This is a genomic window from Streptomyces sp. VTCC 41912, from assembly GCF_045799175.1.
Lineage (GTDB): Bacteria > Actinomycetota > Actinomycetes > Streptomycetales > Streptomycetaceae > Streptomyces > Streptomyces albulus_C.
In genome coordinates, this window is record NZ_JBJMAB010000002.1 from 150,130 (window position 1) to 175,766 (window position 25,637).

General features: G+C 72.7%; 25 protein-coding genes. 3 read left to right on the top strand and 22 right to left on the bottom strand.

The features are described from left to right. Positions 1–114: 114 nt before the first annotated feature. From ACJ6WD_RS03980 to ACJ6WD_RS03995, 4 genes are all read right to left on the bottom strand, one after another. Positions 115–1,776 (bottom strand): AI-2E family transporter, encoded by a 1,662-nt coding sequence (locus ACJ6WD_RS03980; protein ID WP_407615141.1) that lies wholly within the window; start codon positions 1,774–1,776, stop codon positions 115–117. Between the two features lie 136 nt (positions 1,777–1,912). Then, positions 1,913–2,608, bottom strand: coding sequence for a transglycosylase SLT domain-containing protein (locus tag ACJ6WD_RS03985; RefSeq protein ID WP_233656960.1), 696 nt, complete (start codon positions 2,606–2,608; stop codon positions 1,913–1,915). A gap of 409 nt (positions 2,609–3,017) precedes the next feature. Beyond that, on the bottom strand, positions 3,018–4,355 hold the full coding sequence (locus ACJ6WD_RS03990) for a PhoH family protein (protein WP_233656961.1): 1,338 nt from the start codon (positions 4,353–4,355) through the stop codon (positions 3,018–3,020). Positions 4,356–4,998: 643 nt separating this feature from the next. Then, positions 4,999–5,778, bottom strand: a complete 780-nt coding sequence (locus tag ACJ6WD_RS03995; protein WP_016570306.1) for an isoprenyl transferase — start codon at positions 5,776–5,778, stop codon at positions 4,999–5,001. Between the two features lie 139 nt (positions 5,779–5,917). On the opposite strand from ACJ6WD_RS03995, the gene mgrA reads away from it, so the two are divergent. Next, on the top strand, positions 5,918–6,952 hold the full coding sequence (gene mgrA, locus ACJ6WD_RS04000; protein WP_233656962.1) for an L-glyceraldehyde 3-phosphate reductase: 1,035 nt from the start codon (positions 5,918–5,920) through the stop codon (positions 6,950–6,952). A 225-nt stretch (positions 6,953–7,177) separates the two neighbouring features. Here mgrA and ACJ6WD_RS04005 read toward each other — a convergent pair whose 3' ends face one another. After that, entirely contained in the window at positions 7,178–7,915 is a 738-nt protein-coding gene (locus tag ACJ6WD_RS04005; protein WP_407615142.1) for a prepilin peptidase, read from the bottom strand. A gap of 40 nt (positions 7,916–7,955) precedes the next feature. Between ACJ6WD_RS04005 and ACJ6WD_RS04010 the strand changes: the two genes are divergently transcribed. Next, a complete protein-coding gene (locus ACJ6WD_RS04010; protein ID WP_037633098.1) occupies positions 7,956–8,300 on the top strand; it encodes a DUF192 domain-containing protein in 345 nt (114 codons plus the stop codon). A 32-nt stretch (positions 8,301–8,332) separates the two neighbouring features. Here ACJ6WD_RS04010 and ACJ6WD_RS04015 read toward each other — a convergent pair whose 3' ends face one another. The 14 genes from ACJ6WD_RS04015 to ACJ6WD_RS04080 form a co-directional block, all read right to left on the bottom strand. Beyond that, entirely contained in the window at positions 8,333–9,553 is a 1,221-nt protein-coding gene (locus ACJ6WD_RS04015) for a Cmx/CmrA family chloramphenicol efflux MFS transporter (protein ID WP_376435132.1), read from the bottom strand. A gap of 190 nt (positions 9,554–9,743) precedes the next feature. Next, on the bottom strand, positions 9,744–10,328 hold the full coding sequence (locus ACJ6WD_RS04020) for a TetR/AcrR family transcriptional regulator (protein WP_407615143.1): 585 nt from the start codon (positions 10,326–10,328) through the stop codon (positions 9,744–9,746). Positions 10,329–10,389: 61 nt separating this feature from the next. Beyond that, complete coding sequence (locus tag ACJ6WD_RS04025) at positions 10,390–10,992, bottom strand: OmpA family protein (protein ID WP_407615144.1); 603 nt, start codon at positions 10,990–10,992, stop codon at positions 10,390–10,392. Between the two features lie 8 nt (positions 10,993–11,000). After that, the gene (locus tag ACJ6WD_RS04030) at positions 11,001–11,591 is read right to left on the bottom strand and encodes a hypothetical protein (RefSeq protein ID WP_233656966.1); all 591 of its coding nucleotides are present in this window, start codon (positions 11,589–11,591) and stop codon (positions 11,001–11,003) included. 100 nt (positions 11,592–11,691) lie between these two features. Further along, on the bottom strand, positions 11,692–12,366 hold the full coding sequence (locus tag ACJ6WD_RS04035; RefSeq protein ID WP_233656967.1) for a pilus assembly protein TadG-related protein: 675 nt from the start codon (positions 12,364–12,366) through the stop codon (positions 11,692–11,694). A gap of 17 nt (positions 12,367–12,383) precedes the next feature. Beyond that, a complete protein-coding gene (locus tag ACJ6WD_RS04040; protein WP_016573405.1) occupies positions 12,384–12,548 on the bottom strand; it encodes a hypothetical protein in 165 nt (54 codons plus the stop codon). Between the two features lie 643 nt (positions 12,549–13,191). After that, positions 13,192–14,085, bottom strand: coding sequence for a DUF5936 domain-containing protein (locus ACJ6WD_RS04045; protein WP_016573406.1), 894 nt, complete (start codon positions 14,083–14,085; stop codon positions 13,192–13,194). Between the two features lie 29 nt (positions 14,086–14,114). Then, positions 14,115–15,062, bottom strand: a complete 948-nt coding sequence (locus tag ACJ6WD_RS04050; protein ID WP_233656968.1) for a type II secretion system F family protein — start codon at positions 15,060–15,062, stop codon at positions 14,115–14,117. Further along, entirely contained in the window at positions 15,059–16,399 is a 1,341-nt protein-coding gene (locus ACJ6WD_RS04055; protein ID WP_016573408.1) for a CpaF family protein, read from the bottom strand. The genes ACJ6WD_RS04050 and ACJ6WD_RS04055 overlap by 4 nt, the downstream gene beginning before the upstream one ends. After that, positions 16,396–16,806: a TadE/TadG family type IV pilus assembly protein gene (locus tag ACJ6WD_RS04060; RefSeq protein WP_233656969.1), complete on the bottom strand. Its 411-nt coding sequence runs from the start codon at positions 16,804–16,806 to the stop codon at positions 16,396–16,398. Before ACJ6WD_RS04060 ends, ACJ6WD_RS04055 begins: the two co-directional genes overlap by 4 nt. Then, complete coding sequence (locus ACJ6WD_RS04065) at positions 16,803–17,201, bottom strand: TadE/TadG family type IV pilus assembly protein (RefSeq protein ID WP_233656970.1); 399 nt, start codon at positions 17,199–17,201, stop codon at positions 16,803–16,805. Before ACJ6WD_RS04065 ends, ACJ6WD_RS04060 begins: the two co-directional genes overlap by 4 nt. A gap of 3 nt (positions 17,202–17,204) precedes the next feature. Beyond that, positions 17,205–18,644 carry a CpaE family protein gene (locus ACJ6WD_RS04070; RefSeq protein WP_407615145.1) on the bottom strand — a complete coding sequence of 480 codons (1,440 nt, stop codon included), beginning with the start codon at positions 18,642–18,644 and terminating at the stop codon, positions 17,205–17,207. A gap of 13 nt (positions 18,645–18,657) precedes the next feature. Further along, entirely contained in the window at positions 18,658–19,377 is a 720-nt protein-coding gene (gene cpaB, locus ACJ6WD_RS04075; protein WP_016573412.1) for a Flp pilus assembly protein CpaB, read from the bottom strand. Positions 19,378–19,447: 70 nt separating this feature from the next. Beyond that, the gene (locus ACJ6WD_RS04080; RefSeq protein ID WP_407615146.1) at positions 19,448–20,962 is read right to left on the bottom strand and encodes a hypothetical protein; all 1,515 of its coding nucleotides are present in this window, start codon (positions 20,960–20,962) and stop codon (positions 19,448–19,450) included. Positions 20,963–21,369: 407 nt separating this feature from the next. Between ACJ6WD_RS04080 and ACJ6WD_RS04085 the strand changes: the two genes are divergently transcribed. After that, positions 21,370–22,353, top strand: a complete 984-nt coding sequence (locus ACJ6WD_RS04085) for a chitinase (RefSeq protein WP_331248666.1) — start codon at positions 21,370–21,372, stop codon at positions 22,351–22,353. Between the two features lie 87 nt (positions 22,354–22,440). On the opposite strand, the gene ACJ6WD_RS04090 is transcribed toward ACJ6WD_RS04085, so the two are convergent. From ACJ6WD_RS04090 to ACJ6WD_RS04100, 3 genes are all read right to left on the bottom strand, one after another. Beyond that, entirely contained in the window at positions 22,441–23,322 is an 882-nt protein-coding gene (locus ACJ6WD_RS04090; RefSeq protein ID WP_407615147.1) for a serine protease, read from the bottom strand. A gap of 271 nt (positions 23,323–23,593) precedes the next feature. Then, positions 23,594–25,069 carry a gluconate:H+ symporter gene (locus ACJ6WD_RS04095; protein WP_331248657.1) on the bottom strand — a complete coding sequence of 492 codons (1,476 nt, stop codon included), beginning with the start codon at positions 25,067–25,069 and terminating at the stop codon, positions 23,594–23,596. Positions 25,070–25,211: 142 nt separating this feature from the next. Further along, entirely contained in the window at positions 25,212–25,622 is a 411-nt protein-coding gene (locus ACJ6WD_RS04100; RefSeq protein ID WP_016578960.1) for a RidA family protein, read from the bottom strand. Positions 25,623–25,637: the final 15 nt, after the last annotated feature.

A 25,637-nucleotide genomic window follows, 5' to 3' on the forward strand; every position in this document is an offset into this window, starting at 1 on the left:
CGTCGACCCCGCACCACGCACGAACGAACCCCCGCGGACCTCGGGTCCGCGGGGGTTCGTGGCGTTCGCCGGGCGGTCCCTGCGGCGCGTGGGCGCCGCCGGGACCGCCCGGCGTCACTCCTGCGTCGGCGACTCGCGGTGCCGCGGCGGCCGGGTCGGCGCGACCGCGATCGCGGTCGCGCCGCGCGGCGGCACCGTCATCCGCAGCGCCTGCTCCCGGGAGTACGAGCGGAGGTAGCCGACGACGGTGTTGGTGACCGCCACCAGCGGAACCGCCACCACCGCACCGCCGATGCCGGCGATCAGGCTGCCCGCGGCGACCGAGAGGATCACCGCCAGCGGGTGCACCCGGACCGCCCGGCCCAGGATGAACGGCTGGAGCACATGGCTCTCGATCTGGTTCACCGCCAGCACCACGGCCAGCACCAGCAGCGCCGTGAAGACGCCCTGGGTGACCAGCGCGACCACGCACGCCAGCGCGCCCGAGACCACCGCCCCGATCAGCGGGATGAAGGCGAACAGGAAGATGAAGACGGCGAGCGGGACGGCCAGCGGCACGTCGAGGAAGTACAGCCCGATGCCGATGAAGATGGCATCGATCAACGCGACCAGGACCGTCCCGCGGATGTAGGCGGTCAGCGTCCGCCAGGCGCGCGGGCCGGCGCCCGCCACCCCCTCGCGGGCCGCGCCCGGCACGAGCTTGAGCGTCCACTCCCAGATGCGCCGGCCGTCGTAGAGCAGGAACAGCGTGGTGAACATCGCCAGCAGGATGCCGGTGAACACCTCCAGGACGACCGTGACGCCCTCCAACCCGGCCGAGGTGATCGCCTCGGTGTTGGCGCCGATCGCGTCCTGGAGGTTCTTGGCGATGTGGTTGATCTGACTCTCGGTCACATGGAAGGGGCTCTTGAGCAGCCAGCCCTTCAGCTCGGTGATGCCCTCCTGGATGCGGCTGGACACCGAGTCGATGTTGTCCTGGACCTGCCACACGACGAACCAGCCGACCAGGCCCATCACCACGAAGCCGCCGATGAAGGTCAGCGCGGTCGCCGGCCCGCGTGGCACCTTGCGCTGCCGCAGCCAGGCCACGGTGGGCTGGAGCAGCGCCGTGATCAGCAGCGCCGCGACGAAGGCCAGCACCACCAGCGAGACGGTGGTGATCGCCTTCGCCAGCACCCACAACGTCCCGGCCAGCACCAGCAGTCGCCAACCGGCCTCGGCCGCGACCCGGACGCCCCAGGGCACCGCCGCCACCGGATCCGGACGGGCGGCGACGGCCGGCGCGTAGGTCGGCGGCGCGGGCACCGATTCAGGCGCCCGGACGGCAGCGGGGGCCGACGCCGACTCCTGCGGTGCGGCCTCGGGCTCGGCCGGCGCCTCCGGCCGGCGCCGCGGCGCCCCGTTCGCGACGCCCGCGGTGTCGGCGGCATCGGCGGTGACAGCGGCATCGGCGGTATCGGCGGTGTCGGTCGCCACGGCGTCCACCGCGTCCGCGGCGGTCATGGCGTCCGGCCCCCAGGCGACCGTCGCGGTGCGGCCGGCCGGCACGCCCTCCGCGGGCGCCCCGTTGGCCGGAACCCGCACGCCGTACCCGCCGGGGCCGGCGGCGCGCCCCGGCGCCCGCCCGTCGTCGGACGCGTCGGCGGGTGCCGCCGGGTTCTGGTGAGAGGTGGCCTCCAGCTCCGCCTCCGCACGGCGGCGCTGCTCCTCCAGCCGCTGCGAGAGCCGGGTCAGACCGGCGCCTAGGCCACCGACCCACTGAGGCAATCTGGACATGTCGCTTCCTCTTCCCCGCCCTTGCGGCCATCTGACGCCCCGACGTTACCCGTGCCGGACGCGCGAAACCCCCGAACGCGTCGCGTTCGGGGGTTTCGGAGCACGGTGACACGGCTGGTTCGGGCCGTGCGGCGGCCTAGTACCAGCTGTTCGCCTGCCAGAACGACCAGGCACCGCAGGGGCTGCCGTACCGGCTGTTCATGTAGTTCAGGCCCCACTTGATCTGGGTGGCCGGGTTGGTCTGCCAGTCGGACCCCGCGGAGGACATCTTGGAGCCGGGCAGCGCCTGGACCAGGCCGTAGGCGCCGGAAGAAGCGTTGGTGGCGCGGTAGTTCCAGCCGGACTCGTGGTCCACGATGTTGCTGAAGCACTGGAACTGGTCGGACGCGATCATCTGGCGCGCCATCGACTGCGTCTCGGCGATGCTGTACGAGGCCTTGGAAACGAAGTCACTGGCGTCCCGGACGGCCGAGCGGGAGGCGGCCAGTGCCTTCTCGCGCTCCTTGGCCGCCTTGTCGGCCTTCGCCTTGTCGGCCGCGTCCTTCTTGCTCTGCGCGGTCTCAGCAGCTGCCTTACGAGCCGACTCCTGTGCGGACTTCAGCGCCGCCGTGTCCGCCTGGGTGGACGCGGTGTCTGCCTGCTGCGTCAACGACGCAGTCTGCACCTGGGCCTGCTGGCCCGCGGGGATGTCGGCAATGGTCGCGTCGGCCGCCGTGGCCTCGGTGTTGCCCACCGATGCCTGGCTGCCCGATGCGACGCCGACGACGGCGCCGACGGTGGTGACCGCGGTGGCGGAGGCCACTGCGAATCCCCGGACCGAGATCCGGCTCACACGTTTTCCTTCCAGCATCGCCCGCTTAGGTGACCTCGCGGACGCAATCGTGCCCCTGACGCTGGCCTCCCCTTGTTCCGGCACCTGTTGAGCGGTGGGCACCGGCTGGTCACGGGAGGCACGGGCCCGGTGCGACCCCCTCGGGGGTCCGCGTGGTGCTCGGGCGGCATACGGCAACTCGCTATGAAGTTCGGGTCGTCCATACACCCTGGAGGGTGTGTCTGGGCCGTATGCGGGGCCTGACAGGACCCAGACTTTGCCCGAACGGGCTACCGGGAAGCAATTCCCTACCGGGTGTGAAAGCTCACACCTCGTTTACCCCCCAGAATTTCCGGATATTCGAGCGCACGCGAACGCCGCCCGGCTAAGCTCCTTCGCTCTTCCGGGCGGCGTACCGTTCCACAACCGGTCAGATCCTGTCGTCCTCCAGCATTTCGGTCACCAGTGCGGCGATCGGCGACCGCTCCGAACGGTTCAGGGTCACGTGCGCGAAGAGCGGATGCCCCTTCAGCTTCTCGACGACGGCGACGACTCCGTCGTACCGCCCGACCCGGAGGTTGTCGCGCTGGGCGACGTCGTGCGTCAGCACGACCCGGGAGTTGGCGCCGATCCGGGACAGCACGGTCAACAGGACGTTCCGCTCCAGCGACTGGGCCTCGTCCACGATCACGAACGCGTCGTGCAGCGACCGGCCCCGGATGTGGGTCAGCGGCAGCACCTCCAGCATCCCGCGGGCGACCACCTCTTCGATGACGTCCTTGGTGGTCACCGCGGACAGCGTGTCGAAGACGGCCTGGGCCCAGGGGCTCATCTTCTCCGCCTCGGTGCCCGGCAGGTACCCCAGTTCCTGCCCGCCGACCGCGTACAGCGGCCGGAACACCATCACCTTGCTGTGCTGACGGCGTTCCAGCACCGCCTCCAGGCCGGCGCACAGGGCCAGCGCCGACTTGCCGGTGCCGGCCCGACCGCCCATCGACACGATGCCGACCTCCGGATCGAGCAGGAGGTCCAGCGCGATCCGCTGCTCGGCACTGCGGCCGTGGATCCCGAACGCCTCCCGGTCGCCGCGCACCAGCCGGACCGCCCCCTCCGGGGTGACCCGGCCGAGGGCCTTGCCGCGCTCGGACTGCAGGACGAGCCCGGTGTGCACCGGGAACTCCTCCGCGCCCGGGACGTGGGCGCTCTCCACGGCGAACAGATCGTCCACCTGCTCGGCGGAGAGGGCGAGTTCGGCCATGCCGGTCCAACCGGAGTCGGTGATCGCCAGCTCGGCGCGGTACTCCTCGGCCAGCAGCCCCACCGCGGACGCCTTGATGCGCATCGGCAGGTCCTTGGAGACGACGGTGACGTCGAACCCCTCGGCCTGGAGGTTGCGGGCGACCGCGAGGATCCGCGAGTCGTTGTCGCCCGGTCGGCTGTGTCCGTTGAGGAAGGCGGCGGGCAGCAGTCCGGGGTCGGAGTGGTTGAGCTCGACCCGGAGGGTCCCGCCCAGCTCCCCGATGGGGATGGGGGCGTCCAGCCGCCCGTACTGCACCCGGTACTCGTCCAGCCGGCGCAGCGCCTGCCGCGCGAAGTACCCGAGTTCGGGATGGTGCCGCTTGGCCTCCAACTCCGTGACCACGACGACCGGCAGCACCACTTCGTGTTCGTCGAAGCGGGACATGGCGGCCGGATCCGCCAGCAGGACGCTGGTGTCGAGGACATAGGTGCGCCGGTCGCTCTCACGGCGCTTCTTGCTGTTCACCACGGGTGGACGAACCCCCTCGGATGAGGTTGGGGTGCGACGACGTCGCCGGGGACAGGACCGGGTTCTGGCCACGCTGCGCGGGCCGAACGCCGGCCCTCCGCGTCGTCCGTGCTCAAGGCACGAGCGTCCGTGATGCGCAAAGGGCCTCCCGGGCGGACGGCCCCATGCCGTCCACTGAGATCCGGTGCCCACTGGCTTGTTTGTTCCGGGCACCGACCTGCCAGGGATATTCCCTTCAACCCCCGCGCCCATGCCACGGCATATGACACACGCTCGATGAACCTTTGGTTACAGGTGCCCGCTGACCGGCGGAAAGGCGGGCGAAGCAGCCACGGGGCGCAGGTGGGGCGCCCGGAAGCGCCCCGGGCCCAGGGGCGCCGGAAGGGGCGTCAGGAGAAGCGCCGTCAGCCCGCGAAGGGTGCGCCCTGGGGGCGCGAACCCCCGGTGGCGCCCGTGGTCCACACGGCGCGCCGTGACCGGAACGCACCCGTCAAAGTTGGCCGGATCACACGCTACGGCGTGGCTGAAAGCCATCTGCCGGAGTGTCGGGGCGGACCCCCGGCCCGCCTTCTGTCCCCTGGAGGTGGGACCTAGGGACACGCCGGCACGCCGGCACGCCGGCACGCCGGCACACCGACACGCCCTAGAAGCCGAAGCGCCGGTGCCGGGCCGCGTAGTCGCGCAGGGCCCGCAGGAAGTCGACCTTCCGGAACGCCGGCCAGAAGACCTCGCAGAAGTAGTACTCCGAATGGGCGCTCTGCCAGAGCATGAAGCCCGACAGCCGCTGCTCGCCGCTGGTGCGGATCACCAGGTCCGGGTCGGGCTGGCCGCGGGTGTAGAGGTGCTCCGAGATCAGGTCGATGTCGACGATCTCGGCCAGCTCCTCGAAGCTCGTGCCGCGCTCGGCGTGCTCCAGCAGCAGCGAGCGGACCGCGTCCGCGATCTCCTGGCGGCCGCCGTAGCCGACCGCGACGTTCACCAGGACGCCCTTGTTGTCGAGGGTGTCCTGCTCGGCCTGCTTGAGGACCCGCTGGGTCTCGTCGGGCAGCAGGTCGCGGTTGCCGACGTGGTGCACCCGCCAGCGGCCGTCCGCGGCCAGGTTGCGCACGGTGTTCTCGATGATCCCCAGCAGCGGGGTCAGCTCGTCCGCCGGCCGGTCGAGGTTGTCCGTGGACAGCAGCCAGAGCGTGACGACCTCCACATCGGTCTCCGCGCACCAGCCCAGCAGCTCGTCGATCTTGGCGGCACCGGCCAGGTGGCCCTGCTCGGCCGACAGCCCGTCGGCCCGGGCCCAGCGCCGGTTGCCGTCGAGGATGACGCCGATGTGCTTGGGCACCTGGGTGTGGTCCAGCCGGCCCTCCACCCGACGGGCGTACAGCCGGTAGACGAGATCGCGCAGTGCCGGCGGATACGGGATGCGCATCCCGGAAGATCGCAGCATGTGTGGTCCAGCCCCTCCGTGCCGATGGCCATCGCCCCGTCGCCTAAGGGGGCAACTTTACTTCTCGGCTGTCTCGACAGCCCAATCAGGTACGTCACAAGTCCGTGATAGGGAGAGGAGCATGACCACTGGCACCGACTACCGCGCCGCGGATTCACGCTATGCCTCCATGGAGTACCGGCGTACCGGCCGCAGCGGCCTCAAACTCCCCGCCATCTCCCTTGGACTCTGGCACAACTTCGGGGACGATCGCACCCTCGGCTCGCAGCGGGCCATCCTGCGCCGCGCCTTCGACCTGGGCATCACCCACTTCGACCTGGCCAACAACTACGGGCCGCCGCCCGGGTCCGCCGAGCTGAACTTCGGAAAGATCTTCGCGCAGGACTTCCGCGGCTACCGCGACGAGATCATTCTCTCGACAAAAGCCGGATATCTGATGCACCCCGGCCCTTACGGCGAATGGGGCTCCCGGAAATACCTGCTCTCCTCGCTGGACGCCTCGCTGAAGCGGATGGGCGTGGATTACGTCGATATCTTCTACTCGCACCGCTTCGATCCGGACACCCCGCTGGAGGAGACGATGGGCGCGCTGGCGTCCGCCGTCCAGCAGGGCAAGGCCCTGTACGTCGGGGTCTCCTCCTACAACGCGGAGCAGACCCGGGAGGCGGTCCGCATCCTGCGCGAGATGGGCGTGCGCCCGCTGATCCACCAGCCCTCGTACTCGATGATCAACCGCTGGATCGAGGACGACGGGCTGCTGGACGCGCTGGACGAGGCCGACATGGGCTGCATCTCCTTCGCCCCGCTGGCCCAGGGCATGCTCACCGACAAGTACCTCCACGGCGTCCCCGAGGGCTCGCGCGCCGCGCAGGGCAAGTCCCTGGACCCGAACCTCCTCACCGACGAGGTCGTCCGCCGCCTGCGCGGGCTCCACGAGATCGCCGCCCGGCGCGGCCAGTCGCTGGCGCAGCTCGCGTTGAACTGGGTGCTGCGGGATCCGCGGATGACCTCCGCACTGATCGGCGCCAGCAGCGTCGCCCAGTTGGAGGCCAATGTCGCGGCGCTGGGCGCCCCCGCGCTCTCCGATGCGGAGCTGGCCCGGATCGACGAGTTCGCCCGGACCACGGAGGGCGTGAACATCTGGGCCCGGCGCTGAGCTGAGGGCCCCCGGGCCGCAGCCGACCGGTGCGGCGTTCCTGCTGGTCAGCGGCGTTTTCGGCGGCTGCCGGGCAGGAGCGGGGCGGGGGGGAGACGAAAAGCGGGCCGGTCCGTGGGGGGGATACGGACCGGCCCGAGGGGGGGCTTCCACCATAACCCCGTGCGGGCAGTGCTCGGTGCACCACGGGGTGACCGGCGTGGCTCGGGGCGGCGGCGGGCGGGGTCAGGGGGGTGCGGTGGCGCCCAGCAGCAGGCCGCAGAGGGCCCCGACGATCATGAACGGGCCCAGCGGCATGGTCGCCTCGCGGCCCGCGCGGCGGGTCACCAGCAGGTACGTGGCGTAGAGCGCGGCGAGGAGCACCCCGGCCGCGCCCCCGGAGACCAGGGTGGGCCAGCCGTACCACCCAAGGGCGACCCCGAGGCCGAGCGCCAGCTTGACGTCCCCGAGACCGAGGCCCGAGGGGTTGAGGAGGGACAGGAGCAGGTAGCAGCCGGCGAGGGCCGGGCCGGCGAGGAGGGCGCGCAGGGCGTCGGCCGGTGCGCCGGTGAGCCAGCCGACGGCGCCGAGGGCGGCGGCCGTGCCGGCGGCCAGGGGCAGGGTCAGGGCGTCGGGGAGGCGCTGCACCCGCCGGTCGACGAGGGTCAGGAGCACCGCCACGGGCGTCCCGAGCAGCCAGACGGCGAGCTCCGGACGGGCCCCGGTGGCGGCGGCCAGGGCCGCGCAGGCCAGTGCGGTGGCCGTTGCGGCCGGCCCGGCGGCCGGTCCGTAGGACGTCCCGCAGGTCGGGCAGTGGGCGCGGCCCAGCCAGCCGCGGCCCGGTCCGGTGAGCGGGTGGCCGTCGGGGCAGTGCCCGCGCCACTCCTCCTCGGGCGGCACGGCGAACCGGTGCGCGGGCCGCGGCAGGAACAGGCCGGCGACGGCCCCGTAGGCGGCGGCGAGGGCGATCAGCGTGACGGACACCTCTCGACCCTAGAGCGCGGTGGTTGATACAACGGCGGGCATGGGGAGTTGGGCGGATGGGCGGGGTGTGCTCCAGGGCGCGGACGTCGAGGTTCCAGTGGAGGTCGCGGCGTCCTACCGGGCGCGGACCCGGGGGCTGTTGGGCCGGGACGGGATCGTGGGGGCGTTGTTGCTGACCCCGGCGAGCGGGGTGCACACGTTCGGGATGCGGTTCGCGATCGATGTCGCCTATCTGAGCCGTGACTTGACCGTGCTGGACGTCCGCACCATGCGGCCGGGGCGGCTGGGGCGGCCGCGGCTGCGGGCCCGGCACGTGCTGGAGGCGGAGGCCGGGGAGCTGGCACGGTGGGGCGTGCGCCGCGGGGTGCGGGTGCGGGTTCGGTAGCGAAGCCGGCGGGTTCCGGGGCGTGGCGGGGTTCAGCCGTCCGTGGGGGCGGTGGCGGCGACCGGGGTGCGGGTGGCGACGGTCGTCGGGGCGGGGCGATCGCGGCGTTGGAGGGTGGCGGCCCAGAGCGTGGCGGCGAGGCCCAGGAGGCCGGTGGCGGCGCCGACCCACGCGACGGAGGGGAAGCCGAGGCCGGCGTCGAGGGCGAGACCGCCGAGCGCGGGGGTGAGGGTGATGCCGACGTTGAAGGCCGACGTGTTGACCGCGGGCACCAGGGTGGGGGCTTCGGGCGCGAGGCGGAAGACCCGGGACTGCAGGACCGGGTTGGTGACGTAGGAGGCGAAACCGAGGACGAGGACCAGGGCGAGGGTGGCGGGCAGCCAGGTGGCGGTTCGGGCCAGGGCTGCGGAGGCGAGGGTGAGCGCGGCGATGCCGAGGGCGAGGGTGCGCAGCGGCGCGGTGTCGGCGAAGCGGCCGCCGACGGTGACGCCGGCCAGGCCGCCGACGCCGTAGAGCGAGAGCACCGCGGGGACCCAGCCGGCGGGGAGTCCGGTCACCTCGGTCAGGAGGGGCGCGAGGTAGCTGAAGGTGACCACGCCGGCGCCGAAGGTCAGTGCGGTGATGAGGTAGGAGAGCCAGAGCCGCGGGCGCGCCATGGCCGCCAACTCGCCTCGTAGGGAAGGACGTCGGGTGGGCGTGGGCGCCTGCCGGGGAGCGGGGAGGGCGATGAGGAGGGAGAGGGCGCTGAGCGCGGTGAGGCCGGCCACGGCCCAGAACGCCGTGCGCCAGCCGGCGTGTTGGCTCAGCACCGTTCCGGCGGGCACGCCGACGACGGTGGCGAGGGTGAGGCCCGTGCCGACGACGGCGAGCGCCTTGCCCTTGGCCTGCGGCGGCACCAGGGCCACCGCGGTCGCGGCGGCCACCGACCAGAAACCCGCGTAGGCGACGGCGCTGAGGATGCGGGTGGCGAAGAGGACGCCGTATCCGGGGGCCAGGGCGCCGACGACGTGGCCGACGACGAAGGCGAGTTGGAAGGCGACGAGCGCGGTGCGCCGGGGGATCCGGAGGGTGGCGACGGCGAGCACGGGGGCACCGAGGACCATGCCGACGGCGAACGCGGAGACCAGGAGGCCGGCGTCGGGGAGGGAGACCCCGAGGTCGGCGGCGACGTCGGGCAGGAGGCCGGAGAGCATGAACTCGGAGGTGCCCTGGGCGAAGATCGCCAGGCCGAGGAGGTGGACGGCTAGGGGCATGGTTCCTTCTCGGGTGGGAGTGGCGGGAGTGATGGAAATGGCGGGAGTGGTGGGTGGGTGAACGGGTGGGGCGGCGTGGCACCGCGGGCCGTTTTGGATTGATCGGTTCAAAACTGGAGCAGGGGGCGGCCAGGAGCGAGGCGCAGTCAGGGGTGGGTGCCGGTGCGGCGCGGGCCGGCCGTGGACGGGACTAGAAGGCCGCCAGGGTCGCGTCGGCGACGCCCTCCAGGGTCGGCCGGTCGACGCCGGCGCGGGCCGAGACGCGGATGCCGCCGACCGCGGCGATGAGGAGGTGGGCGAGGGTGCGGGAGTCCCGGTCGGCGGCGATGTCGCCGTCGCGCTGGCCGGACTCGATCACGGCGCGGAGCATCTCCAGGCGCACGCCGTAGTCCCGCTCCAGGGTCGCGGCCACCGAGGCGTCGTGGGACGAGACCTCGACGGCGGTGTTGACGACGAGGCAGCCGCGGCCGTCGGGGTAGCGGGTGAACTCCTCGTCGATGATCCGCTGGAGGACGGCGCGGAGCTTCTGGCGGGCGGTGCGGGCGTCGTCGTCGAGGAGTTCGGCGAGCTCGCCGTTCTTGTGCTCCATGTAGCGGGCCAGGGCGCGCTCGAAGAGATCGTGCTTGCTCGTGAAGGCGTTGTAGATGCTGCTGCGCCCCAGGCCGGTGGCGTCGCACAGGTCCTGGGTGGACGTGGCTTCGTAGCCGGCGGCCCAGAACGCCTCCATCGCGGCGTCGACCGCCCGTTCCTCTTCGAACTTCCTGGGTCGGGCCATGAGGGAACGCTAACACCTATTGGATCGACCGGTCCAATACGAGCGGGGTGGCGGCCCGGGGCTATCCGCCGCTGCGCGGGAAGCTCACCTCGACCCGGCGGTTCTTCCGGCGGCCGGCCTCGGTGCTGTTGTCGGCGATCGGGTACTGCTCGCCGTAGCCGCGGATCTGGAAGGTGACCGAGGAGCCGAGGTCGACGGCGAGTTCGCGTTGCACGGCGTTGGCCCGCCGCTTGGAGAGGACCAGGCCGTGCGCGGCGGAGCCGAGGTTGTCGGTGAAGCCGAACACCCGCAGGTTGGTGGCGTGCCGCTGGCGGACCTCGTCGGCGATGGCGCTGATCCGGGCCAGCGCGTCGGTCGACAGTTCGGCGCTGTCCTTGCTGAAGAGGACCTCGGCCTGGAGCGCGAAGGTGATGTTGTCGTTGGTGTCCTGCCGGCTCTCGGAGCCGTCGTCGGACTCCACGATGGACTTGATGTTGAGCACCTTGGGCGGGGCGAGCTTGGCGCCCTGGACCATCCGCAGGTTGGGGTTGGTGGGGTCGATGTGCACCGGCGCGGTGGTGTCCTCCGTGATGCCCGGCGGGTCGGCGTGGGCGGCGGGGACGGTCAGGGCGACGGTCAACAGGAGCGCGGCGGTGGCCGTGAGGGCCGTGCGGGAGGCGGTCATCGCGGGGCTCAGTCGGTGATCTTGAGGGTGGCCGGCGGCAGCGTCGGCAGTTGGAAGTCGACCTCGGTCACCTTCGCGGGTGGCGCCGGGAACTGCGCGAAGATGGGCCGGCTCTGCCCCGGCAGCAGTCCGCTCAGGCCCGTCGTGCACAGGCACTCGCCGTTGGTGTCGCGGAGCACCAGGTAGCGCTTCTTGCCCTGTTTGTCGACCAGGGTGGCGCCGGAGATCGACGAACGCGACTTCAGCTCGGTCTCGTTGGAGCGCCAGTCGATGGCGTTGAAGGCGCGGGTGCCGTGGTTGGTGACGGTGCCCTCGACGGTGACGAAGCCACCGGAGTCGCGGACCGCGGAGTTCAGGGTGACCACGACGCCGTCCGGGCCCTTCATCTCGCCGATCACCTTGTCGGCGTCGGCCGCGGGGGAACCGGCACCGCCGCCGTCGGGGGTGGCGCTGTGGGCGGCCGGCTTCCGGCCGTCCTTGCCGGGCGCGTCGCCGCCGTCGCCGCCCCCACCGCAGCCGGCCACGAGGAGGGCCAGGCCGACCGCGCTCGCCGTGGCGACCGCTCCCCTGGCGGCCTTCGTGGTGCGCCGAATGCTCATGGATGCGTTCCTTCGCTCAGTGCGGTCGGGAGGTCGGTGGGGGGTCATGGGCGGCGGTATCCCGGGGCAGTGGGTGATGGGGGCACGGGCGGGGCGGCGGTCACCGGGCCAGGCGTACGGAGAACAGGTCGGCGGCCGTGGGGAGGTCCTGGGGGCGGTCGGGGTCGAGCGTCCAGCCCTTGCCGTCGCAGGTGAGGGTGCGGGGGGCGGGCGCGGGGGCCGGGCCGTCCTTGCCGCCGGGGGACGGGGCGGGCCCGGCGGTGGGGCCGCCGGCGGGCGGTCCGACGGTGCAGCGGGGGGCGACGACCGCCTTCGCCTCGGCCTCGGCGTGGGTGCTCCCGGTGCCCGGGATCACCGAATCACCCACCGCGTGCCGGGACTTGACGGTGACGGCGAACGACGTCGGCCAGGAGTCCGGCGTGCAGGACGACACCGCGGCGTCGTTGCGGCCGGCGAACCAACCGGCGTTCTCGCAGGCCGCGCCGGAGGGGACGCCGCGGCCGTTGAGGAGCTCTTCCCAGGCCACCGGGTCGGCCGCGCCGCCGCCGCGGAGCTCGTCGAGGAAGCCCTTGCGCAGGTCGTCGCGGTACTTCTGGCCGGCGGCGAGCGCGGCGGCGTCCGCGGCGGTCTGGGCGCCGTTGCGGGTCGCCGCCGCCTGGCCCACGGCGAAGAAGGCGAGCGCGAGGAAGAGCAGGCCCCCGATCGCCACGACGTAGATCGGCAGGGTCTGCCCGGCGTCGCGCCGGTGGCGGCGCGTGACGGAGGTGGCCGGCACGGGCGGAGCGTCGGGGGCTAGATCCCGACGACGTCGGAGATCTTGTTGGCGATGGCGTTGGCGATCTGGCTGCCGAAGTCGGTGGTCGACAGGACCAGGACGATCGCCACGACCACCGCGATGATGCCGAGGTACTCGATCGAGGTCTGCCCTCGGTCGTTCCGTACGATCCGCTTCGCCATCGTCCACCCCTCCATGGGCCGCCGTCCCGCTCTGGTCCGGCCGGTGAGTCCCCGTGGTGCGCTCGTCCGCGCGCATGACACGAGAAAAGTACGCCGGAACGGCGCTCCCGGAACAGAGGTTCCGAACCTGCCCCTCGTTCGAAACCACCAACGAGGGAACGGGCATCACGTTTTGGCCACCGTGCGCCACCTCAGCCACCCCCGCTCCCCCTCCGGAATCCCCCGGAGCGCCGCCCGTCGTCGCGGCCTTGCTGCCCATGCGGCCCGTTCGTCGCGCGCACCGCGGTGTGCGCCGGCCGAAGGGCGCCACCACTGTGGCACAACTCGTTGCGCCTGCGAAGAGTTTGACGGGAATGCCGAGCGTCGACCGCTCCCATCCGGCCGCCGCACGGCACTGCCTGACGTGACGTCAACCCTTTGCCACACGAGCCGCCGGACGGGTCGGGGTGCCTGATGCGGTCCCGCCGGCGTGCGGAGTGCGCTGGCCAGGACGGTCGTCGCGGTGCTGTGCATCCGCAAGGAGACGGTGGAGGCGGCCGAGGGGGCGAAGCGGCCGGCGCGGGGGCAGTTGTGGCGGGTGTGGTGGCAGGTGTGCGGGGTGTGGTGGCGGGAGGGGCGCCCCGGTGGGGTGTGCGGGGTGCGGTCACTTGTTCATCAGGGAGCCGAAGTCGGTGCCCGAGCCGAGGAAGAAACCGGCGATGAGCAGGATCATCGTGGCCGGGACCATGAACGTGGTGACGACCATGGTGGCCTTGGGGACCGCGCGGGCCGCCCGTCGCCGGGCGTTCTGGGCGTCCGTGCGGCGCATGTCGTTGGCGATCTGGATGAGCGTCTCGACGATCGGCGAACCGAGTTCCTCGCCCTGCTGGAGGGCGGTGACGAACTGCGCGACCTGCTCGGAGTCGTTGCGTTTCCGCAGCTCCTCGAAGGCGGCGCGGCGGCTGACACCCATGTCCATCTGGCGCAGGGTGATGCGCAGTTCGTCGGCCCAGGGGCCCTCGTACTTCTCGGCGACCCGGTCCAGCGCCTGCCGGAAACTCAGGCCGGCGCTCACCACGACCGCCAGCACGTCGAGAAAGTCCGGAAGCGTGCGCTCGATGGTGTCCTTGCGCTGCCGGATGGCCGCCCAGATGCCCACCTCGGTCCAGAAGAGGCCGAACAGCACCATGAGGACGCCCAGGAGGGGTTGCCCCTTCAGGAACATCACCAGCGCGCCGAAGAACCCCAGCGCGCCGTAGACCGCGCGGCGGGCGGCGTAGCGGTCGACGGTGAGCCCGCCCGGGTTGCCGGCCAGGTCGATCCGGCGGCGGATCCGGGCCACCCGCTTCTCGCCCATCAGCCGCAGGACGAGCGGGGCGTAGCGCATCCCGGTGCGGTCCACGGCCGAGCCGACGACGGTGGCCCGGCTCGCGCCGACCTCCAGGGACAGCGCGAGGTCGGGCGGCAGCCGGGCCTCGCGGCGGTAGAGCGCGATCCCGCAGCAGACGCCGGCGACCGACAGGGCCAGGGCGAGGGCCAGCACGATTCCGATTGCCATCAGTCCTTCTTTCGGCAGCTGACGGACGCCTAGACGTCGATCTTGGAGAGCCGGCGGATGAGGAAGAAGCCGAACCCGTACAGGACGAAGGCCACCACGACCGCGAGTTGGCCGAGGAAGGACGACGTCATCCGGTCGATGGCGCCCGGCGCGATGCGGTTCATCAGCAGCAGGGTGCCGATGCCGAGGAGCGGGACGACGTAGGCGGTGACCACGACCTGGGAGAGCTGGGTGCGGACCTCGCGGCGGGTCTCCTTGCGCTCCTCCAGGGTCTTGGTGAGGTTGCGCAGCGAGCCGACGACGGTGCCGCCGGCGCGGTTGGCGAGCACCAACGTGGTCACCAGGACGACCAGTTCGCGGGAGGGCAGCCGCTCGGCCAGCTCCCCGAGGGCGTCGTCGACGGAGTGGCCGACGGCGAGCTTGTCGGAGACCTTGGCCAGCTCCTCGCCGGCGGGGGCCTCCAACTCCTCGGCGGCCATCGCCAGGGCGGTGCGCAGGGCGAGGCCGGCCTGGGTGGCGTTGGCGAGGATCCGGGAGAGTTCGGGGAGTTGGTTGATGAACTTCTCGATGCGCTTCTGCCGCTGCCAGTTGAGGAAGGCGAACGCCGCCCAGACCCCGATCACCGCGGCGATCGGCCCGAAGAACGGGGCGAGGACGGCCTGCGCGGCCACCCACAGTCCGATCACCGCGGTGACCATGGAGACGAAGAACTCGCCCGGGGTGAGGTCCAGTCCGGTGGCGGCCAGCCGCAGCGCGAGGCGGCGGCCGAAGCGGGTGGTGCGCAGGGTGCGGTCGACGGACGGGAAGCGGCGGCGCCGGCCGACCACGGGCAGTCCGCGGGCGTCGTCGAGCCGGTCGACGATGGCCTGGCGCTGGGCCCGCCCGGCGGCGTAGCTGCGGACCCCGGCGACGGCGAGCGCGCCGCAGAGCACGGTGGCGCCGAGGGCGAGCAGGGCGAGGGTGCTGCCGCCGGTCATGCGGTGGCCTTCCGGGTGGCGAGTTGGTCGTCGGTGGCCGCGACGCCGTAGGCGGGCGGGGTGGGCTCGCCGGCCATGAAGAGGCGTTCGGCGACCCGGCGGGGCAGCGGGTGGTAGCGGAACGCGCCGTGCACCACGCGGTCGGCGCCCATCGGTTCGGCCTCGAAGCGGCAGACCGTCACGAGCCGGTAGTCCTCGTGGCCCCGGGAGTCCAGCAGGGCGACCTCGCTGATCCGGCGGGTGCCGTCGGCGTGCCGGGTGAGTTGGACCAGGCAGTCGACGGCGCTGTTGATCTGGTCGCGCAGCGCCTCGAAGGGGATGGTGACGTCCGACATGGAGGCGAGCGTCTGGAGCCGCATCAGGGCGTCCTCGGTGCTGTTGGCGTGGACGGTGGCGAGCGAACCGTCGTGGCCGGTGGACATCGCCTGGAGCATGTCGAGGGTCTCGCCGCCGCGGACCTCGCCGACGATGATCCGGTCGGGGCGCATCCGCAGTGAGTTGCGGACCAGGTCCCGGATGGTGATCCGGCCCTTGCCCTCGACGTTGGGCGGGCGGGACTCCAGCCGGATGACGTGGGTCTGCTGGAGCTGGAGTTCGGCGGCGTCCTCGACGGTGATGATCCGCTCGCCGTCCGGGATGAGTCCGGACAGGGCGTTGAGCAGGGTGGTCTTGCCGGCTCCGGTGGCGCCGGAGACCACCACGTTGAACTTGGCGCGCACCAGCCCCGCCAGCAGCATCAGCATCTGCTCGTCGAGGGTGCCGATGCCGATGAGTTCGGCGAGGGTGTAGGCGCGGGGGAAGCGGCGGATGGTGAGGGTGGCGCCGTTGAGGGCGAGCGGCGGGATGATGACGTTGACGCGTTCGCCGGTGGGCAGGCGGGCGTCGACCATGGGATTGGACTCGTCCACGCGGCGGTTGACGGTGGAGACGATCCGTTCGATGGTCTGCATGAGCTGTTCGTGGGAGGCGAAGCGGACGGGCACCAGCTCGACCCGCCCGTGCCGTTCGACGTAGACCTGGTCGGGGCCGTTGACCATGATCTCGGTGACCGAGGCGTCCTCCAGGAGCGGTTCGAGCACGCCGAGGCCGAGCGCCTCGTCGACCACCCGGCGGATCAGTTGGGCGCGTTCCGCGGTGGACAGGACCGGGCCCTCGCGGCTGATGATGTGCCCCAGGACGCGTTCCAGCCGGGAGCGGCGCTCGGCGGCGGTCAGCGAGGACATCTCGGCGAGGTCGATCTCCTCCAGCAGTTTGGCGCGGTAGACGGCGACCAGGTGGCCGTCCTGGTGCTCCTCGCCGGCCGGTTCGGGTGCGACGATCCGGGCTTTCAGGCTCATCGCGGTGGCGCTCCTTCGGGGCGGGGCATGGTGGCGCTGCGGCGGGCGGAGCCGAAGTCCGCGCCGGGGACGATCGAGGGGATCTGCACGGTCGCGGTGGCGCTGACGCTGTCGCCGGAGCCGCCGACGGTGATCGCGGCGTGCTCGGCGACCCAACCGCTGATCGCGGCGAGGCCGGCGGTCCGCGGGTCGGTCTCCTGGTCGGCGCGGTCCATCGAGGCGGTGCGGGCCGCGGCGCGGGCGGCGGTGCCGGCCTGTTGGACGGCGTAGGCGGCCAGGCCCAGTTGGACGGCGGCGAGCGCGACGACCAGCAGGACCGGGAGGATGCCGAGGAACTCCAGGGAGGCGGAGCCGCGGTCGCGGGCGCGCCGGCTGATCCGGGCGGGGGCGGGGGGCCGGTGGGTCATCCGTCGCGTGCCTCCTTGGCGGCGCCGGCGGTGCCGGTGACCGTCCACGGGAAGTCGCCGGCGCCGGGGAAGAGCACCGGGACCTTGATCCGGACCGTGGCCTTCCACAGGCCGGCCTCGGTGGTGCAGTCGGTGTTGGCGCCGCCCAGCCAGGCGTGCGGGAGTTGGTGGGTGGCGGCGGCCCGGCAGGCGCCGCTGCCGCCGTCCTCCAGGGCGGTGGCGGCCCGCGCGCCCCGGTCGGCGGCGTGCGCGGCCAGGGCGTAGGTGTAGCCGGTCAGCGCGCACTGCCACAGCAGGACGAGGACGACGAGGATCAGCGGGAGCAGTCCGAGGAACTCGACCGAGACCTGGCCGCGGTCGTCCGGCGACCGGCCGGTCCCTGCGGAACGCCGCATCGCTCAGCCCTCCTCGTAGGGGCCGGCCTGGTCGAACGGGCCGGCGCCGCCGGGGCCGGCCGGGTTGCCGCGCCGGGCGCCGAACGGGCCGCCGGGCCCGGAGCCCGGCACCGGCCCCGGGCCCGGTCCGGCCGGGGCCGCCGTGCCGAGCGGGAGGGCCTTGCGCTTGCGCCCGGTCAGCATGGGGCGGTTGCGGTGGCCGCCGCGGCCCGGCGGGGCGGCCGCGGCGCCGGTCAGGCCGAGTTCGGCGGCGAGTTCCCACAGGGCCGCGCGGACCGTGGAGCGGGCGTCGAGGTCCTGTAGCCGGCCCGCGTCGACGCAGGGCTGGAGCTCCTTGAAGGCGGCCGGTACCGGGGTCCGGGCGACGTGGGTGCCGGTGGCCTTGGCGACCAGCGGCGGCTGGATCTCGGTGTGGCGGGTGAGGCGGTTGACGACGGTGGTGGTGTCCTCCGCCTTGCGGATCCGTAGCCGGTCCCACAGGCGCACCTGCCGCTTGGCGGCGCGCACGCAGACCACGTCGGGGGTGATCACCAGCAGGGCGGTGTCGGCGAGTTCGACGGCGGCGGCGTTGGCGGACTGCATCTGGGAGCCGCAGTCCGCGATCACCACGTCGTAGCGGCCGCGCAGGGCGGTGACGATCTGGCGGGCGGCGCGGTCGTCGACCTCCTCGCCGCGTTCGCCCTCCTCGGGGGCGAGCAGCAGCCCGAGTCCGGTGTGGTGGGCGTGCACCGCCTCCTTCAGGACCCGGGCGGAGATGTCCTGGATGCCGGCGAGGTCCACCACCGAGCGGCGGAACTGCACGTCCAGGTAGGAGCCGAGGTCGCCGGACTGCAGGTCGAGGTCGACCAGCGCGACCCGGCGGCCGGCGGCCCGGGCGGCGAGCGCCAGGTGGACGGCGGTCACGGTGGTGCCGACGCCGCCCTTGGCGCCGGTGACGGTGACCAGGGTGCCGGTCGGTGCGGGCAGCGCGTCAGGGTTGCCCCCGAGGTGGACGCGGACCCCGGCCGCCCACTGGGCCGCGGCCTGCACCCGGGCGACCAGTTCGTCGTAGCCCAGCGGGAGGGCGACGATGCCCCGGGCGCCGGCGTCCATCGCGGCGGAGAACAGGGCGGGGCCGGCGTCGGCGGTGATCAGGACGACGCCGACGGCGGGGAACCGGAGCGCCACCTCGCGGATCAGCTCCAGGGCCGGGCCGGGGCCGATGCCCTCGTGGACCAGGACGACCTCGGGGAGCGCCTGGACGGCCACCGGGCCGGCGGCGCCGCCGGTGGGGGCCGACGACGCCGGGCCGGTCTGTCCGGCGGCCCCGGCCAGCGCGTTGAGCAGCGCGGTCCCGTCGGGGACGGCGGGCGCCGGTTCGGCGTCCGGCATCTGGCCGAGCAGGGCGGCCAGGGCCCGGGCGGCGTCCGGGTCGCCGACTGCCGGGAGGATGCGGATGGTCACCTGGGCCTCCTGGTCACTTGTCGCCGTCGAGGGTGTACGTGCGCTCGCCGGGCGGGATGGTGGCCTGGGTGCCGGGGGCGAGCAGGGCGAGCCGTACGTGGGAGGCGAACGACTCGGCGTAGGCGACCCGTTGGGCGTCCTGGGTGTCGAGCGCGAAGGTGATCGGGACGGCCTGGCCGGGCTGGCGGCTGGTGGCGCCGGCGCTGCCGGGGTCCTTGGCCTCCAGGGGGGACAGCTTGCCGACGTCGATGACCTGGGCGCCGGCGACGATGACCTTGGAGACCGGCTTGTCCTCGGGACGGCGGCCGTCGAAGGTGGCGAAGATGTTGACCCGCGAACCGGGGTTGATCTTGCCGGCCACGCCGGTGGCGGCGTCGATCATGATGGCGATCTCCTGCTGTCCCGGCTGGAGCGCCGGCCGGTCGACGATCATGTCGTCCTGGAGCAGCGAGCCCTTCCTGAGCGGGGTCACCGCGATCTTGCCGCTGACCTTGTCCAGGTCGGTGACGGCGGTGGGCGGCAGCCACCGCTGCGGGATCCTCACCTCTTCGAACTGCCCCGGATCCAGCGTTCTGTAGGCCGCGACATCCGTTTTGAGCCGGTAGGCGGTGCGTTCCGGTCCGACCTTGGACTCCACGTTGTGGATCACCGACAGCACGCCGATGAAGGCGCCGACCGCACAGAGGACGGACAGGAGCAGCAGGATCACTCCGCGGCGCTGGCGTGAGTTCATGGGCGCGGGACCTCGATCGGGACGGGGCGGTCAGGGCGGGCGGTGGACGGCGGCGGGACGCGGTACGGGTTCAGCGCACGTGGGCCACCGTCCGCGCGCCGCCGGGGAGGGTGCGGAGGTCGGGGTGGCCGGAGTAGTCCGGGTGGCCGGGCAGGCCGCGTGGCCCGGCGCTCGGGGGGCCGAGCGGCCGCTGGCCCGCGCCCATCACGTCCGGTCCGCGGACGTCGAGTTGGCCGCGGACGCCGGGGGCGCCGCCGCGGACACCGGTCAGGCCCGGGCCGCCCGCGCCACCGGGAACCCCGGCGCCGTGGGGCGCGCCGGTGGCGGGCGGGGTGCCCGGGACGGGCGTGCTCCCCGTGGCGCGGGGGACGCCCGTGCTTCCGGGGACGTCCGTCTCCGGCGGGCCCCCGGCGCCGTGCGGGGTACCCGTGGCGCGCGGGGAGTTGGCCCAGTGCGGGGAGTTGGCCAGGTACGGGGAGTTCGCGGCGGGCGGGACGTCGGCGACGTGCGGGGCATGAGCGGCGTGCGGGGCATCGGTGCCGCGGCGGGCGTCCGGCGGTCCCGGCAGCGGCACGCCGTTGATGCCCAGCACCCCGGGGACGCCGGCGGGCGCCACGGGTGACAGCCCGCGCTGCCGCAGCGGCGAGCCGGCCGGGTCGGACGCGGCGGGGGGCGGCTCCAGCGCGGGCGCGGCGACCGCGGCCGGCGCCCCGGCTATGGCGGCGGGTTCCCGTCCCGCGGAGCCGCCGCCCGCCCGGTCCCGGGCCAGCGGCGCCGCGCAGAACGCGCAGCGGTCGCCGATGACTTCCTGGCCGCACCAGCCGCATTCCTCGCGCCGGACGGAGGCCACCAGGCGGCTCAGCAGCGCCGGATCGGGGATGGCGGCGGCGAACTCGATCAGTTTCTGGGTGCCCCACCAACGGGCGGACTCGCCGGGCAGCCGCGCCTCGTAGACGCCCTGCACCTGCCAGGCCGGGGCCAGTGCGGAGGTCACCCAGTCGGCACTGAGCTGGCCGCGGGCGACCGCGAGTCGGGTGGCGAAGCCGGGCGGGCGCAGGCCGGCCTGGGTGCTGTGCCGGTCGAGGTGGAGCAGTTGGGGCTGCGGGGTGGCGAGGACCGCGAAGTGCACGCCGGGCAGCCAGGACTTCAGGTGGGAGCGCAGGTCCACCTCGACCCGGTCCAAGCCGCTGACGCTGCCCAGCAGGGCCCCGGCGTGGACGTAGTGCGCGAGCAGCCGGGCGGCGCAGGCCAGCACGCCGGGGCTGAAGCCGCACGTCGACAACTGCCGCAGCTGGCGGGCGAGTACGGCGACGCCGAGCGGCGGCAGGGCGCTGGGCAGGATCGCCATCCGGTCGCTCTCCAGGACGGAGCGCAGGGTGTGCAGGCGCCGGACGTGCTCCGACGGGCAGGCGGTGGAGTACAGCACGATGAGGTGGCCGTGGTGTTCGAGGACCGCGCTGGTCTCCGCCAACGCCTCGTCCAGCGGCGCCAGGTGCGGGGCGCGCAGCACGACCGCGGCGGGGGTCTGGCGATCCGTCGCGGGCAGCGCGAGGTCCGGGCTGGTGACGGCAATCGCGGTCGGCACGTCGCTCCCCCACTCCTTCCGGCCTCCGGGGCTCCCGGGACCGCGGATCGGCACAGCTCTGCGCCATCGGCGCCATACGCTCTGCACTTTATCCACAGAGATACGTCCCGGAGAACACGTTCTGGGCTACTCGTCTTGCCCGTTGGTCCACAGGGAAACCCCGCATACCCCTCAAGCGGCGACCATCGGAACACCGGCTTCCGACCGGACCCTTGACACCGTTTATTGGTCTGGACCACCTTGTACGACAAGCCCAGGGGCCCCTGAGCGCGCACGGCACCACTCCCCCAACCACCCCCCACACGGAGGCAGTCGTGGTTCGCGCACGTGGAGGAACAGGCACGACGAGGACGACGGTCAGGACACGCACGACCCGCGCGGCGCGGTCGCGGTACGCCCGCGGACGGCTGCTGGCCGGGGTGGCCGCCGCCGTGTTGACCTCGGCCGGCCTGGTCGCGGCCGGCCCGGCCGCCGCCGCCGGGGCGGTCGGCCCGCCGGCCCGCACCGCGGCCGTCCCCCAGCACGCCCTGACGGGGTACTGGCAGAACTTCAACAACGGTGCCAAAGTGCAGAAGTTGAAGGACGTCGACGACGCCTACGACATCATCGCGGTGGCCTTCGCCGACGCGACCGGGCAGCCGGGCGCCGTCACCTTCACCCTCGATCCGGCGGTCGGCTACGGCTCGGCGGCCGACTTCAAGGCCGACGTCAAGGCCAAGCAGGCGGCCGGCAAGTCGGTGGTGCTCTCGGTCGGCGGCGAGAAGGGCGCGGTGGCGGTCAACGACGGCACGTCCGCACAGAACTTCGCCGATTCGATCAACGGCCTGATGGACGAGTACGGCTTCGACGGCGTCGACATCGACCTGGAGAACGGCCTCAACTCCACCTACATGACGCAGGCGTTGAAGGCCGTGCACGCCAAGCACCCCGGCGTCGTGGTGACGATGGCCCCGCAGACCATCGACATGCTGTCGCCGCAGAACGAGTACTTCAAGACCGCACTGGGCATCAAGGACTTCCTCACCGTCGTCAACACGCAGTTCTACAACAGCGGTGCGATGAACGGCTGCGACGGCAAGGTCTACTCCCAGGGCACGGTGGACTTCCTCACCTCGCTCGCCTGCACCCAGTTGGAGGGCGGCCTGGACCCGTCCCAGGTCGGCCTGGGCCTGCCGGCCTCCCCGAGCGCGGCGGGCGGCGGGTACGTCGCCCCGTCCGTGGTCAACGCGGCGCTGGACTGCCTGACCACGGGCACCGACTGCGGCTCGTTCAAGCCCGCCAAGACGTATCCGGGGCTGCGGGGCGCGATGACCTGGTCGACGAACTGGGACGCCGCGAACGGCGGTGCCTTCGCGAGCCAGGTGGGCGGCCACGTCCACGGGCTGCCGTAGCCGGCGCCCTCCCGTCAGACGCCACCCCCCGAAAAGGGCCGGGCCCCGCGCACGAGGTGCGCGGGGCCCGGTCGCGCGTCGTTCGGGTCAGTGCCGGACGCCCGACGGCTTGGGCAGGGTGCAGCCCGAGGCGTTCAGGTCCAGCGCGTTGCCGGCGCCGAAGCACTTGGGGATGAAGTAGGTCTCCTCGGCGTAGTTGATGCCCTTGCGGACGGTGACGTTGCCGTTCTCGTCGACCTCGCACGGGTTGTTCTCGGTGCAGCGCTCACCGTTCTCGTTGCCCGTGTTGTTGATGGCGGTGACCTTGCCGGTGGCGTTGTCGACCACCGGCGAGCCGGAGGTCCCGCCGATCGTCTTGCACTCCGGGGTGTAGCGGACCGAGTCCTTCCAGGACCAGCCGCCCTCCTTGAGGGTGGGCACGAAGCCGTCGACGCTACAGGTGTAGGTCTTCTTCCAGTAGCCGGAGACGACGGTGATCCCGGCACCCTTGGCGGGGTGGTCGGTGGACAGCTCCAGCGGCTTGATGCCGTACTTCTGCTCGATCTGCGCGTAGGTCGAACCGGTCTGATACAGCGTTACATCGGTGTCGGTCATCGTCGCGTAGACGATCTTGGTGGCCTGGAGCGTGCCGAGGTCGCCGGCGGACTTGTCCAGGACGGTGAAGCTGCGGCTGGAGGGCTGGTCGACTATCACCTGGCCCGGGTCGGGCATGCCGCTCTCCAGGCAGTGCCCGTTGGTCATCACCAGCGCCGGGTCGTTCGGCTGGGAGGTGGGCATCTTGACGATCGATCCGGAGCAGTCGTCCAGCGCCACCGTGCCGGCGAAGTCGACGGCCTTGGTGTGCGGGGGCTTCGGGGTGTGGTGCGCGGGGGCGCCGGCCGGGGCGGCGCCCGCCGGGCTGGCGGCGGTCACCAGGGCGGCGGCTCCCATGACGGCGGTGGCCAGGGTGCCGACGAGAGGTCGATACATGTGGGGGGTCCTCTCAGCTGTGTGTCCGGAGTTCCGCGGCGTCAGTTTCCGTGCACCGCTCCGGATTTGTCATGCGCATTGTTCGCTGACGGGGACCGCGCGGCAAGGATTTTCCGGAAATCGGTGACCCGCCCCGCGCCGCACCCACGAACGGACGCCGGGATTCCCTACCCACGGCACCCCCTCGACCACCCCGGCGGGCACGGAAGGGCGGTGCCCCGGAGCGCCGCGTCGCACTCCGGGACACCGCCCGTCCCTCCCCGATGGCTCCCTAGACGAGCAGGCTCACCACGGCCGCCACCGCGAACCCGGCGAGCGAGAGCACCGATTCCAGCACCGTCCAGGACTTCAGCGTGTCCCGCTCGGAGATCCCGAAGTACTTGCTGACCATCCAGAACCCGCCGTCGTTCACATGCGAGGCGAAGATCGAGCCGGCCGAGATCGCCATGATGACCAGGGCCAGGTGCGCCTGGGAGAGCCCCTGCGCCTCGACCAGCGGCAGCACGATGCCGGCGGTGGTCACGATCGCCACCGTCGCCGAGCCCTGGGCCACCCGCAGCACCAGCGAGAGCAGGTAGGCCAGCACGATCACCGGCAGGCCGACGTGGTGGAAGGTGTCCGACAGCGCGGCGGCCACCCCGCTGCCCTTGAGCACCGCGCCGAAGATCCCGCCGGCGCCGACGACCAGCAGGATGTTGCCGACCGGCTTGAGGGACGCGGTGGAGACCGTCTCCAGGGACTTGCGGGACCAGCCGCGCCGCACGCCCAGCAGGTAGTACGCCAGCAGCAGGGCGAGCGTCAGGGCGACGAAGGGGTGGCCGAAGAACTCGATCACCGAGCGGCCGGTGGACGGGGCCAGCGCGATGGAGGAGAAGGTCGCCAGCAGGATCAGCACCAGCGGGGTGCCGATGATGGCGAGCACGGTGGCCAGCGCGACCGGCCGCTCCCGCGGGGTGCCTCCCGAAGCCGCCTGCTCGGCGGCGACCGCGGCCCGCGCCTCCTCGGCGGCCTCGGCCATGTCCTGCGGGACGGGCACGAACAGCCGCTTGCCGATCCAGGCGGCGTATCCCCAGGCCGCGAGCACCGCGGGCACCCCGCACACCACGCCCATCAGGATGACCCAGCCCAGGTCGACCTTGAACAGGGCGGCCGCGGCCACCGGTCCGGGGTGCGGCGGCAGGAAGGCGTGCGTCATGGACAGTCCGGCCAGCAGCGGCATGGCGTAGAGCACGACCGACTTGCCGCTCTTCCTGGCGGCCGCGTAGACCAGCGGCGCCAGGACGAAGATGCCGACGTCGAAGAAGACCGGGATGCCGAAGATCAGGCCGGTCAGGCCCATCGCCAGCGGGGCGCGCCGCTCGCCGAAGAGGGCCAGCAGCCGGGCGCTCAACACCTCGGCGCCACCCGACACTTCGAGGATCGCGCCGAGCATGGTGCCCAGGCCGATGATGATGGCGACGTGGCCGAGGATGCCGCCCATACCGGTCTCGATCATGGAGACGGCGTCGGACTTCTGGACCGTGCCGAAGAGTTCGGTGACGGAGAGGCCGGCGGCCAGGCCGACCGCGACGGAGACGCCGAGCAGGGCGACGAAGGGTTGCAGCCTGACCTTCATGATCAGGAAGAGCAGCAGGGCGATGCCGAGGGCGGCGACGGTCAACAGGCCGGGCGTGCCCGGTATCAGGGCGAGCAGTCCACCGGTGTGCGGTGGTGCGGGCGGGGCGGGGGTCGCGGCAGCAAGGACCATGGGTGACTCCGTTGTCAGGCCGGGTGTGTCCAGGCAGGGGGGACCGCGGCACGGCACCCCGGCGTTACGGGGTGCCGTGCCGTGCGGCGGGCGGTGCGCGCGGCGGTGCGCTAACGGCGGGCGGAGCAAGGGGGTTGGTGCCTCAGCTCAGGACGGCGAGCGCGTCGATCTCGATGAGCAGGCCCTTGGGCAGGCCCACGTAGACGGTGGTCCGGGCGGCCGGCGGGGCCGTCAGGTCCTGCTCCTCGAAGTAGGCGTTGTAGATCTCGTTCATCTCGGCGAAGTGGTCCACGTCGGTGAGGTAGACGCGCATCATCATCACGTCGTCCCAGGTGGCGCCGCCCTCTTCGAGGATCGCCTGGACGTTGGCGAAGGTCTGGAGGGTCTGCTCGCGCAGCGTCGGGCCGGCCGGCGTCGGGGGCTGGCCCGCGACGGCGGGCAGGAAGCCGACCTGGCCGGCGACCTGGAGGATGTTGCCCTTCTTGACGCCGTGCGAGAACTTCGCGGGCGGGGTGGTGTGGGTGGCCGGGGTGAGGGCGGTCTTCTCGCTCATGTGTGTCCTTCAGAC